At 36.3% G+C, this 11,790-nt stretch carries 10 protein-coding genes and 3 pseudogenes; 7 read left to right on the top strand and 6 right to left on the bottom strand.

Annotated elements, in window-relative coordinates; genetic code table 11:
- Nucleotides 1-17 precede the first annotated feature (17 nt).
- Both PF272_RS10550 and PF272_RS10545 read left to right on the top strand, forming a co-directional pair.
- Nucleotides 18-176 carry a zincin-like metallopeptidase domain-containing protein gene (locus PF272_RS10550; RefSeq protein ID WP_271142721.1) on the top strand — a complete coding sequence of 53 codons (159 nt, stop codon included), beginning with the start codon at nt 18-20 and terminating at the stop codon, nt 174-176.
- Between the two features lie 127 nt (nt 177-303).
- Entirely contained in the window at nt 304-1,077 is a 774-nt protein-coding gene (locus PF272_RS10545) for an N-6 DNA methylase (RefSeq protein ID WP_271142719.1), read from the top strand.
- Nucleotides 1,078-1,138: 61 nt separating this feature from the next.
- On the opposite strand, the pseudogene PF272_RS10540 reads toward PF272_RS10545, so the two are convergent.
- The 6 genes and pseudogenes from PF272_RS10540 to rplM all read right to left on the bottom strand — a co-directional run.
- Nucleotides 1,139-1,783: pseudogene (locus PF272_RS10540) on the bottom strand (integrase core domain-containing protein); the annotation flags it as partial.
- Nucleotides 1,784-1,849: 66 nt separating this feature from the next.
- Nucleotides 1,850-2,752 (bottom strand): annotated as a pseudogene (locus tag PF272_RS10535) (IS256 family transposase, variant Zn-binding type); the annotation flags it as partial.
- 96 nt (nt 2,753-2,848) lie between these two features.
- Nucleotides 2,849-3,250: pseudogene (locus PF272_RS10530) on the bottom strand (helix-turn-helix domain-containing protein); the annotation flags it as partial.
- Between the two features lie 1,334 nt (nt 3,251-4,584).
- Nucleotides 4,585-6,306 (bottom strand): group II intron reverse transcriptase/maturase, encoded by a 1,722-nt coding sequence (gene ltrA / locus PF272_RS10525; RefSeq protein WP_271142717.1) that lies wholly within the window; start codon nt 6,304-6,306, stop codon nt 4,585-4,587.
- A gap of 1,828 nt (nt 6,307-8,134) precedes the next feature.
- A complete protein-coding gene (rpsI, locus tag PF272_RS10520; protein WP_065234838.1) occupies nt 8,135-8,524 on the bottom strand; it encodes a 30S ribosomal protein S9 in 390 nt (129 codons plus the stop codon).
- Between the two features lie 16 nt (nt 8,525-8,540).
- Nucleotides 8,541-8,969, bottom strand: a complete 429-nt coding sequence (gene rplM / locus PF272_RS10515; RefSeq protein WP_065234842.1) for a 50S ribosomal protein L13 — start codon at nt 8,967-8,969, stop codon at nt 8,541-8,543.
- Between the two features lie 263 nt (nt 8,970-9,232).
- Here rplM and arsC point away from each other — a divergent pair, with 263 nt between their 5' ends.
- From arsC to PF272_RS10490, 5 genes are all read left to right on the top strand, one after another.
- Nucleotides 9,233-9,595, top strand: coding sequence for an arsenate reductase (glutaredoxin) (gene arsC, locus PF272_RS10510; RefSeq protein ID WP_271142716.1), 363 nt, complete (start codon nt 9,233-9,235; stop codon nt 9,593-9,595).
- Nucleotides 9,596-9,674: 79 nt separating this feature from the next.
- On the top strand, nt 9,675-9,857 hold the full coding sequence (locus tag PF272_RS10505) for an alternative ribosome-rescue factor A (protein ID WP_065234836.1): 183 nt from the start codon (nt 9,675-9,677) through the stop codon (nt 9,855-9,857).
- A 148-nt stretch (nt 9,858-10,005) separates the two neighbouring features.
- Entirely contained in the window at nt 10,006-11,115 is a 1,110-nt protein-coding gene (locus PF272_RS10500) for a transglutaminase-like domain-containing protein (protein WP_271142715.1), read from the top strand.
- Entirely contained in the window at nt 11,087-11,440 is a 354-nt protein-coding gene (locus tag PF272_RS10495) for a mercuric transporter MerT family protein (RefSeq protein ID WP_065237120.1), read from the top strand. The genes PF272_RS10500 and PF272_RS10495 overlap by 29 nt, the downstream gene beginning before the upstream one ends.
- A gap of 15 nt (nt 11,441-11,455) precedes the next feature.
- Nucleotides 11,456-11,767 (top strand): heavy-metal-associated domain-containing protein, encoded by a 312-nt coding sequence (locus PF272_RS10490; protein ID WP_413789453.1) that lies wholly within the window; start codon nt 11,456-11,458, stop codon nt 11,765-11,767.
- The last annotated feature ends 23 nt before the right edge of the window (nt 11,768-11,790 follow it).

Here is an 11,790-nt window from a genome sequence, read left to right as displayed (position 1 = left end):
CACTTGGGTTTGATACTATTTCATTCAATGCTAGTTATATTGATAGCTGGATAAAGGTATTAAAATCTGACAAAAAAGCGATTTTTAAAGCATCGGGACATGCTCGAAGGGCTACTGAATACTTGTTTGAAATTCGTGATGTTATGCGATTATATGAACAAACTGTTGCAGCCTAATAATTTACATTAAAGCATATAATATCAACGTTATTTGATAATGAATAAATTTTAACTTATCTATTTTCTTCCCTTAGAGGAGTAACATCCTCTAAGGGTTACTCCTTTATTCGACAGGAGTAATGTAATGAAAGAGAAAACTAGACTAGATGAGAAGAAAACATTTATCAGTGATTTTCACAGACTTATCAATATATCAGGAAAAAGAAGTTCTGCTTTATTTAGTGACTTTATTTTCATTTTTGGCTTTGAACTTTATGCTTGTGTAATGAAAATCATAAATATAGAAGTTGATGAAAATCTTTTACAAGACTACCAAAGGATAGCTATATCATATAATCAAGAAGAAAAAACACTACTTAGTAAATTATTTTCTTCTGTCGTTATAGCATTTGAGCAGCAACCTTATCAAGATTTTCTAGGCGATGTGTTTATGTCATTAGATTTAGGTGATGAATTTAAAGGACAATTTTTTACGCCATTTCCTATTGCAGAATTTATGGCTCAATTACATATTGACAAAAACACACACAAAAAAGAGTTTATTACATTAAGCGAACCCTCATGTGGTTCTGGAGCAATGATTATAGCGATGGCAAAAACATTGCAACAATATGATATCAATTATCAACGACAACTTTATGTTGAAGCAAGAGATATAGATTTTATTACTGCAATGATGTGCTATATACAGCTAACATTACTTCATATTCCTGCTACAGTGATTGTTGGAGATACATTAAGTAATGAGCAAAGATATTGTTTTCATACATTAGCGTATGTTACTGGTAATTGGGCCACTCGGTTAATGAATGGAACGACAGAAAATAAATCAATTGAACAGCTTGAATCGGATAGGGTAGAGCTAGAATTTGATAATGATGAGTTGATATTTTGGTAATATGTGTAGAAGATCAAACCTAATCTGACAGTCCCCGTTTAAAATTACAGCGCCTGTCAGATTAATTTGAGCCTAAATTCTTTTCTGCCCAAATACATTTTCCATCAAGTAATGTTTCCATTGGTGTTCTACCACAGCACATTTTGCCTTGATGAGTTCGATGAAGATTATAATACACTAACCATTCATCTAAATCAGCTTGCAGTTGAGCTAAATCTGTATAAATGTGCTTTCTAAAAGCCACTTGATAAAACTCTTGCAAGATAGTCTTATGAAAACGCTCACAGATGCCATTTGTCTGTGGGTGTTTTACTTTAGTTTTTGTATGCTCAATATCATTAATCACTAAGTACAGCTCGTAATCATGATTTTCGACCTTGCCACAATACTCGCTTCCCCTATCCGTTAAAATTCGCAACATTGGTAAACCTTGTGACACAAAGAACGGTAACACTTTATCATTTAACATATCCGCAGCAGCAATTGCTGTTTTCATCGTGTAGAGCTTCGCAAAAGCAACCTTGCTATAAGTATCAACAAACGTTTGCTGATAAATACGTCCCACGCCTTTTAAATTGCCTACATAAAAAGTATCTTGTGAGCCTAAATAGCCAGGGTGAGCCGTCTCAATTTCACCACATGCAATATCATCGTCTTTTTTACGTTCTAAAGCTTGAACTTGGCTTTCACTCAAGATAATACCTTTTTCAGGAGTAATGGACAAAATGGAGGCTACAATCATAAAACAGCCTCCTAATGGACATTTTGGAGGCTAAAAGTCATTTTTACTCATCAAATAATCCTGAATAAACTTTATCTTACGTTCCTTCTTTAACCCTTGATGGCATCTCAATTTGTTCTTTAAATCTCCAAACAGACCTTCTAAGTAATTTGTGGTTTTTGGAATGTCTAATTCCGGATATTTCTCAAATTGAAATAACAACGGTATATTTCGTTTTAAACTGAAATAAGCCGTTCTCAGACGTTTATGGGTATACCACATTTTACCTGTTTCTAAATTGATGCTACGTTCATTTAGATATTCTTTGTGTTGTTGATACCATTGTTTCAAGCCTTGTTTGAAATCTTTTTCTGTACAATTTTTCATTCGATATGTGAGGGCTAACAATGCTTGTGGTGCAGGATCTTTAGGATGACGCGATAGGTAGTGGATGATGCATTGTACTTGGTGGAATTGACAAAGTTGTACAGGAATATCAGACAATAATGTGGTTAATCCACGTCGTCCATCGCAGATAATACTTTGTATTTCAATATGCTGTGATTTTAGGTGTTGAATACCCATAAGGTAGTGTTGATTGGTTTCGTATTCAACTGTTTTGATAAAAAGTACTTGCTGCGTTCGGCTGTCTGCAAAAACCATGACGCCGTATTCTCGTCCGAAATAGGTGGTATCCATCAGTAAATTAACAGCGATTGATGTCGGGGTTTTAAGTGTAATTTGGACTTTATCCAAGTGTCGTCTGATGGTCTTTTCGTTGCAATGATAACGAATGGCAAGTTGCTTGATGGTTTGCTTGCCTTGTGTGTAGGCTAGCCAAATTTCGTGAGAATTGATGCGATTGCCACCGTCAAATTGACGATGACAATCCGAACATTTGTAGCGTTGTTTATGGTTGCGAGTGCCATTCTTTTTGACTCGATTTGAGCCACAGAAAAAGCATTTTTTGTATTCAAAGCCTTTGACCTATCTAAAAGCCTTTCATGATAAGCTTTTCAGAAGTTTTTAGCATCCAAATTGTCCATTACGCCCTTTTTCAGCAACTTCTTTTTCGAGAGCATTTAAACGCTGTTTAAAGTTAGCAAGATTATGGCGTAGCCAAATAGAACGAACACCACCAGCAGATACAAAAATACCTTGCTTACGAAGTTCATTGCTCACACGAACCTGTCCATACGCGGGGAAATCAAGAGCAAATTTTACGACTGCTTGCTCAACTTTTTCATCTACTCGATTTTTGATGTTCGGTACTCGACGAGTTTGATTCAGTAATGCATCAACACCGCCTTGTTCTACAGCTTGTTGATAACGATAGAACGTATCCCGGCTCATTCCCATCGTTTTGCAAGCTTGAGATATGTTTCCAAGTTCTTCCGCTAAATTAAGTAAACCAATCTTGTGTTTAATGAGAGGATTGTTAGAATAAAACATGAGAGTTTCCTTTTTTGTTTAGATTGAATTTTAGACACTCATATTCTAAACGGGAAACTCTCATTTTTATAATGATTTGTCAGATCAAGTCTGATCTTCTACATATAATCAAGGATTACCGCCAATTTTAGCGAAAAAAACCTATCAAGGACTGCTAATTTAGTGGATCACTACATTTATCTTTCTATTCAGTCTAGCCCCTCAAGAACTTGCTATTAGTTCTCTCTCAATAATTTCTCACGATTTTATTGACTGATTGCTCAGGGGTTCATTGTCAGGAAGCTCTGCACAACACCGTTGCCAGTGATGCACTATCCCTAGACTACTGTTAGCCATATAACAGGTTACCTCATCAATACTACTGTACTACTTATATCTTCAGTTTTATTGATTGTAACAATGATGATAACAGCTTACGCATACTTACTAAGTTGGTACGCCCTATACTGCAATAAATAAGCCTTTACTGTTACTTCCAAATTCACTTATACTTTCTATTCGCAATGTTTAAACTTACCCTAAATACAATCCCACTCTTCTTTATCTAGTACAAAAAATACAAAGTGATTAAACTTTCTATTTCCAGATTAGAAGAGTAATTAATGAATTATAGGTGTAGTAAAGCCTAGCTCCTGAAATCTTGAGAACTTATTTATTCCCATTCTTTCATTTGCTATCGAAAATACCCCATATCAAGAGTATTTAGTGAATAGATAAATGTATATACTCATACTCAGATATACATAATGTGAAGTAAGTACTCCCTCCCTAAGATTTACCAGATCTTAGTTCTGATAGTTTTTTCTGAGCACTGAACTATCTTTGGGCTTTCTTTATAGTAGGTGTGTAAACTTTTCTCCTCTCTGGGGTATGGGTAACCCAACTAATAATTTCAGTTTTCACTGAAGTTATTGTCTTAATACTTTTGATAGTATTAACAGGAAGTATGGGTAACTTCGAAACGGGATCTTGCTTACTTACTCTTCTTAATACTTTGTTAAACAGGGAATATTAAGTACATCAAAGTGAAGATCATACCTCTATCCTTTAGAGATGGTCTATTTACATTGACCAACTTAGAACCAAGTTTTGAGCAACGCTCCGTTCTTGGTCTGCCTTCCCAAGCACCTCCGAGAGGTGCTTGAAAAGTTGGAAATAGCTGGTTGGTGCAACCAGCATTTCCTGCAATAAATCCTTGATATATAAGGAAATATTGCCATAAGTACGACACCTTGTCGCACGTCGGGTAGCAAAGATATATTACTATATCTTCGCCCCCTAAGAACTGTACAAGCGAATTTCTCCGCATACAGCTCAAGCCTTTCTATTAACTATTAGCTAGTCGGCTTTACAACTTTCAAATTTAAGGCGTATATTTTTGTATGGCAATTTGGGTGTACCAGACAACGATTACTTAACGTATCATTGCCACCAAACATTTTGTACACGATATGGTGATCGTGCCAACCTGTTTCTTTGGTAATTGGTAACCTGCATAAAGCACATTTTCCACTTTGGTCTTTATATAGAGCTTGCCATTGTTGCCTATGAGATTGTTCATCATATAGACGATCTTGGCTAAGTTTTTCTCCATATAATTCCCATTCAGGCAAGAACGGATTATATTCAGACTTTATTTTAATATGCCGTTTTATTTTAACATTTCCACAATAAAACAAATTTAATGGATATGTTTCACCTTTATCATTGGTATATACCGTGCCAAATAGCCAATTACGGGTCGCATTGGTACAAAAGTATTTCTCCTTTATCCACTTGATCCCTTTATTGTGATGACGCCGCTTACACCATTTCCATAAGACTTTCCAAACTAAAGCATCCATCCGTCCAAATATTTTACTTGCCGCTTGGCTTTTATGATAATTTGCCCATCCTCTTAACATTGGATTTAGCACCATTATTAAGTCTTTCTGTTGAGCCATTTTCATTACAGAGATTGTTGATTTAACCTTATTGTAGAATGCTTTTACATTCTTTTGACTTGGTCTAACCAAAATCTTGGATTTGAAACGTCTAACAGTCCAACCTAGAAAATCAAAACCTTGTTCAATATGCACAACCTTTGTTTTTTCTGCCGATAAGGTTAAACCTCTTTCTGCTAGAAAACCTTCAATTAAAGGAATGACTTTTTCCTCAAGCAATGTTTTTGTTTTCCCTGAGATAATAAAATCATCTGCATATCTTACTAGATACGTTTTGTTTTCTCGGATTTTTCTACTTCCTTTTTTCCCAAAATGGTTTTCAAGTAAGCATTCCAATCCATCTAATGTCATATTTGCCAACGTTGGCGAAATAATACCGCCTTGCGGTGTACCTTCTGTAGTCTGTTTTAATTGACCAAATTCAACAACACCTGATTTTAGCCACTTCCGCAATATTCGCTTATTCATCGGAATATGCTTTATTAGCCAGTCGTGGTTTATATGGTCAAAGCAACCTGCAATATCCGCATCCAGTACCCATTCAACAGCTTGATTGGTTTTCTTCCCTTTATGCGAATAAATTTGGTGTATATGGGTAATAGCGTCTGCCGTTGAACGGTTTAGTCTAAACCCATACGAACCTTTGTCAGCGTTTGTTTCTGCTACAGGCTGTAATGCTAATAAATGTAAGGCTTGCATTGCTCTATCTTTCATTGTTGGAATACCTAATGGACGTTTCTTTCCATTGGTTTTGGGAATATAAACTCGTCTTAATGGGCGAGGTTTATATCCTTTGTCCGTTAAAGAGAGTGCTGCTTGCCATTTTGCTTCAGGGGTATTCCAAAGCACTTTATCAACACCACTTGTCTTTTTGCCTTTATTTTCAGTCACTCGCTTTACCGCCACCAATTTGGCGTAATGCGAGTGGGTGAGCATTCGTTGTAAGTTTTTCACTTTACGCCAATCGCTCTCCTGCGTAGCCTTCGCAATCCGAATTTGCATTCCTTTCACATACCTTTCTGCTTTACGCCATTCAACGTAATGCCATTGTGAGATGTGCGAGGTCGCTGGATTGCAAGCTACTTTTTCAGTATAATGCTTACGCTCTTTCATACCTACCTCTGATATTACAAGGTAAGTTAAAAGGTCTCGGTAAGTGGGTAAATTCCTCAGTGTAAACTTGGTCGTGTACAAGAGGAACTACCGAATACCGATAGTTTTAACCGCTCTTGTAACCGATTGGGTTAAAGAGTACGGGCGTTAGGTGTGATGGGATTTCCCACCCATCACAATGAGCTAATCAAGTTAATTAGCTAGCAAGCCCAACGCTCGCCTTTCTTTAAATAGTTTACATTTGTTATTAGTTTGTTTCCCTTCCATTAGAGTAAGAAAACTTTAAATTGCCCCAATGGGACAAACTAACACTAATAACCCTTAAAGGAATTGCTACTCATCTTGCGATGAAAGACCAGTTGGAAGTCTGCATCCTTTCGGATTAGGTTATGTTTCATACCCTATCTACATCATTGCAATGTAGCCTTCGCTTTTTCCAACTTCCCTTACCTGCATTTTCAACAGTATTGCTTACGCTTTACCTGCCTTGTTTGTTTTACTCAATCATTCTATTTCAAACGGTTTGAGTATTGTGGACAAGGCGAAAATACAGGCTTACCAAGTTCCGTTATCATCACACGAATAGTGAAGATACAACCTGTTCCCCGACAGTGCTTAAGATGGCGTATTCCCACGTTAAAGAGGAATAACCGACTGCCTACCTTTTGGTTAAAGCCTATCAATAGCTTTGGCTTTGTCTCAATAACGAGGTTTATCAGTTGTTCACTTTCATTTATCTTTCTATTCAGTCTAGCCCCTCAAGAACTTGCTATTAGTTCTCTCTCAATAATTTCTCACGATTTTATTGACTGATTGCTCAGGAGTTCATTGTCAGGAAGCTCTGCACAACACCGTTGCCAGTGATGCACTATCCCTAGACTACTGTTAGCCATATAACAGGTTACCTCATCAATACTACTGTACTACTTATATCTTCAGTTTTATTGATTGTAACAATGATGATAACAGCTTACGCATACTTACTAAGTTGGTACGCCCTATACTGCAATAAATAAGCCTTTACTGTTACTTCCAAATTCACTTATGCTTTCTATTCGCAATGTTTAAACTTACCCAAAATACAATCCCACTCTTCTTTATCTAGTACAAAAAATACAAAGTGATTAAACTTTCTATTTCCAGATTAGAAGAGTAATTAATGAATTATAGGTGTAGTAAAGCCTAGCTCCTGAAATCTTGAGAACTTATTTATTCCCATTCTTTCATTTGCTATCGAAAATACCCCATATCAAGAGTATTTAGTGAATAGATAAATGTATATACTCAGATATACATAAAATGAATAAGTAAATGTATATTCAATGATATACATAATGTGAAGTAAGTACTCCCTCCCTAAGATTTACCAGATCTTAGTTCTGATAGTTTTTCTGAGCACTGAACTATCTTTGGGCTTTCTTTATAGTAGGTGTGTAAACTTTTCTCCTCTCTGGGGTATGGGTAACCCAACTAATAATTTCAGTTTTCACTGAAGTTATTGTCTTAATACTTTTGATAGTATTAACAGGAAGTATGGGTAACTTCGAAACGGGATCTTGCTTACTTACTCTTCTTAATACTTTGTTAAACAGGGAATATTAAGTACATCAAAGTGAAGATCATACCTCTATCCTTTAGAGATGGTCTGTTTACATTGACCAACTTAGAACCAAGTTTTGAGCAACGCTCCGTTCTTGGTCTGCCTTCCCAAGCACCTCCAAGAGGTGCTTGAAAAGTTGGAAATATCTGGTTGGTGCAACCAGTATTTCCTGCAATAAATCCTTGATATATAAGGAAATATTGCCATAAGTACGACACCTTGTCGCACTTAACGTTTTGAGTATTGTGGACGACGACGTGATTTGCGAAGACCAACTTTTTTACGTTCAACACGACGAGCATCACGGGTAACGAAACCAGCTGCACGTAATACTGGACGTAAAGTTTCATCATACTCAATTAACGCACGAGTAATACCGTGACGAATTGCACCTGCTTGACCAGAGATACCGCCACCTTTAACAGTGATATATAGGTCAAATTTTTCTGCCATATCCACTAATTCTAAAGGTTGACGAACAATCATGCGTGAAGTTTCACGACCGAAATAAACGTCGATTTCACGTTGATTGATAGTAATTTTACCTGTGCCCGGTTTAATAAATACACGAGCTGAAGAGCTTTTGCGGCGGCCTGTGCCGTAGTTTTGATCTGCCATAGTCTAAACCTCGTGATTAAATATCTAAAACTTGTGGTTGCTGTGCAGCGTGGTTATGTTCGCTACCTGCATACACTTTTAATTTACGGTACATTTGACGACCTAAAGGACCTTTAGGCAACATACCTTTAACTGCGATTTCAATCACACGTTCTGGACGGCGAGCAATCATTTCAGCAAAAGTCGCTTGTTTGATACCACCAACGTAGCCAGTGTGCCAGTAATAAATTTTATCAGTTTTTTTACGGCCTGTTACAGCAACTTTATCAGCATTGATAACGATGATGTAATCACCTGTGTCAACGTGTGGAGTATATTCAGGTTTATGTTTACCACGCAAGCGGCTTGCGATTTCTGCAGCTAAACGACCTAAAGTTTTACCTGTCGCATCAACTACATACCAGTCGCGTTTTACTGTTTCTGGTTTTGCTACAAAAGTTTTCATTAATTCATTACCAAAATAATAATTTAACACCCTGTGTTCAAATGTTTGAACACACCTTTTCGCCCTCAATAACACCCCTTCGAGTGTATTTTAAGCATAAAAAAATTACATGGCGGGAAAAACCAATGTAATTAACAGGGTCGCAAGATTATACAGGAAGCAAAATGAAAAAACTATGCAAAATTGTATTTTCGTAATTTATTTTTGATTTTTGGTTAAGCGTGATAGAGTGATGAAGCTTAATCATCAAGAAGGAGAAAAAAATGGCAATTAAAATTTTACATAATCCTCGTTGTTCTAAAAGTCGTGCCACTTTACAGTTATTAGAAGAGCAAAAAATTCAACCTGAAGTGATCCTATATTTAGATCGCACATTTTCATTACCAGAATTAAAAGCACTGATGGGAAAATTGGGCATTGAGGATCCTCGTCTGATGATGAGAACTAAAGATGATTTATATAAATTACTTGGTTTAGATCAATTAGATCCAGCGATTCCAGAACAAAAGGAAAAATTGTTACAAGCCATTGTCGATCATTCAGCATTATTAGAGCGTCCAATCGTGATTAATGACAATCAAGCCAGAATTGGTCGTCCGCCTGAAAATGTGCTAGAGATTTTATAGTCAGCCGAGTATAAATTTGTCATAATACACGCCGCCAAAATTTGGCGGTTTTTTAGCATTATGAAGAAAGGAAAAATTTATGAAACAATCTTATCAACACCAGCGTGGTGAAATTCAAGAAAGTGCGGTGAAAGCACTAGTTACAGATAAATTATTCAGACAACGTATTGAACGCCAACGTAAAGGAAAAGGCAGTTATCAACGCAGAGCAAAACACGTTAAACGTGATTACCAAAGTGCAACGATAAGCGTTTTATTTTAAAATTTTTATCGTTGCATTTTTTTATTGAGAAAATAGATTTATAAAAAATATTGCTTTCTTTTTTCATCAATCCGAGTATCCTTACCAAGTTCACTGCAAGTGAACATTCAAAATATAGCAAGTTATGTTTATTTTAAGGTTACACAATATGAAAAAACTTCTGTTAGCATCAATGCTCATTTCTGGCATGGCCTATGCCACAACACCTGTTACTCAAGTTAATCCAAATACAACAACACATACTTACGAATTTACTAATTCTTATGATCTTGTTGCACCAAAAGGGGCAGTGGGCGAAACCAATTTATGGGTACCATTACCATTCAATAGTGACTACCAAACATTAAAATCAATTGAATTTGAAGGAAACTATCGTAATGCGTATATCACAGAAAATAACCAATATGGCGCAAAAACACTTTATGCGAGTTGGGGAGAGAAAGCAGATAAACGTATCCTTAAAGTAAAAATGGTTATTGAAACTAAAGACCGTGAACCAATGGTGACGGGCGCATTAAAAGATTATAAGATGCCGGAAAAAATTAATTATTCGGTTGATGTTCAACCTTACCTCAAAGCAACACCACATATTAAAATCGATGGTATTGTGAAACAGTTTGCTGACAAAATTGTGGGCAATGAAAAAAATCCACTAAAAAAAGCAGAGCTGATTCACCAATGGATTGTCAACAATATGGAACGTGATAATTCTGTTTTAGGCTGTGGGGATGGTGATGTTGAGAAGATTCTGACAACAGGTGTATTAAAAGGAAAATGTACTGATATTAATTCAGTGTTTGTTGCATTAGCGCGTGCTTCGGGGATCCCTGCGCGTGAAATTTTTGGTATCCGTTTAGGTGCTGCACCAAAAATGGAGAAATATTCAAAGAAAGCTTTTGGTAGTGCTAAAGATGGCGTAGCTAATGAAGATGGTGGTCAACATTGCCGTGCTGAATTTTATTTAGCTGGATTTGGTTGGGTACCAGTGGATTCAGCGGATGTTGCGAAAATGCGTTTAACTGAGAAAAAATCGGTAGAAGATCCTGCAACTCAAGCGGTTGCTAAATATCTATTTGGTAACTGGGAAGCAAATTGGGTTGGTTTTAATCATGCGCGTGATTTTGATCTTTATCCTGCACCAGAATTAAAACCAATCAATAATTTTGGTTACCCTTATGCAGAAATCGGCGGTGATCCGTTAAATTCATATAATCCGAAAGAATTTGGTTATGAGTTCATTTCTAAAGAAATCAAATAATCAATTTTTTGCCAGTTGTGTTACTGCTGTCATTGCAGCAGTAACCTCAACTTTGTGTTGTATTGCACCATTGATCTATCTGGTATTTGGTGTTTCTTCTACTTGGTTAATTGAACTCAATCGCTTTGATTATTTGCGGATTCCGATGTTAATTTTGTCATTAGGTGCGTTTGGTTATGGATTTTGGTTGTTAATTTTCTCAAAGAAAATTATTTGTACTAAATATTTATCTCGCAAATGGCTGATTGCACTTTATTGGCTGGTTTTTATTGTCATTTTATTTTTCCTCACTTATCCGACAGTGTTACCTTGGTTTTTAGAATAATAAGAGGATTATATGTTGAAAAAAATTATCTATGTCTTATTAATGGTATCGGCATTTTCTCAAGCAGTTTATGCTGCAACAGCAGCTCAGCCACAACCGATCTCACAGACCGCAGAACGTGAAATTTCGTTTTATGTTAAGGAAATGACTTGTCAGCTTTGTGTTTATTTGGTGAATAAAGAGTTGCGTGCGCTTGATGGTGTGATTAAAACCAAAGCTAATATGAATGAACATACCGTAAAAGTGATTACAAAACCAGAAGTTACTAACCAGCAACTTATTCAAGCTATTGAAAAACTCCACTATACGGCAAAAGTAATAGAATAAAAAAATGTCGGAGTAAGCCGACA

Origin of the sequence: Gallibacterium faecale (assembly GCF_027920745.1) — a bacterium.
GTDB lineage: Bacteria > Pseudomonadota > Gammaproteobacteria > Enterobacterales > Pasteurellaceae > Gallibacterium > Gallibacterium faecale.
The sequence above is the reverse complement of the archived record's forward strand: the minus strand, read 5'-3'. Positions and strand labels throughout refer to the sequence as shown.

Coding starts and splice junctions, on each gene's coding strand:
- PF272_RS10545 (WP_271142719.1), top strand. CDS start 304: ATGAAAGAGAAAACTAGACTAGATGAGAAGAAAACATTTATCAGTGAT.
- rplM (WP_065234842.1), bottom strand. CDS start 8,969: ATGAAAACTTTTGTAGCAAAACCAGAAACAGTAAAACGCGACTGGTAT.
- ltrA (WP_271142717.1), bottom strand. CDS start 6,306: ATGAAAGAGCGTAAGCATTATACTGAAAAAGTAGCTTGCAATCCAGCG.
- PF272_RS10505 (WP_065234836.1), top strand. CDS start 9,675: ATGAAACAATCTTATCAACACCAGCGTGGTGAAATTCAAGAAAGTGCG.
- rpsI (WP_065234838.1), bottom strand. CDS start 8,524: ATGGCAGATCAAAACTACGGCACAGGCCGCCGCAAAAGCTCTTCAGCT.
- PF272_RS10495 (WP_065237120.1), top strand. CDS start 11,087: ATGAGTTCATTTCTAAAGAAATCAAATAATCAATTTTTTGCCAGTTGT.
- arsC (WP_271142716.1), top strand. CDS start 9,233: ATGGCAATTAAAATTTTACATAATCCTCGTTGTTCTAAAAGTCGTGCC.
- PF272_RS10500 (WP_271142715.1), top strand. CDS start 10,006: ATGAAAAAACTTCTGTTAGCATCAATGCTCATTTCTGGCATGGCCTAT.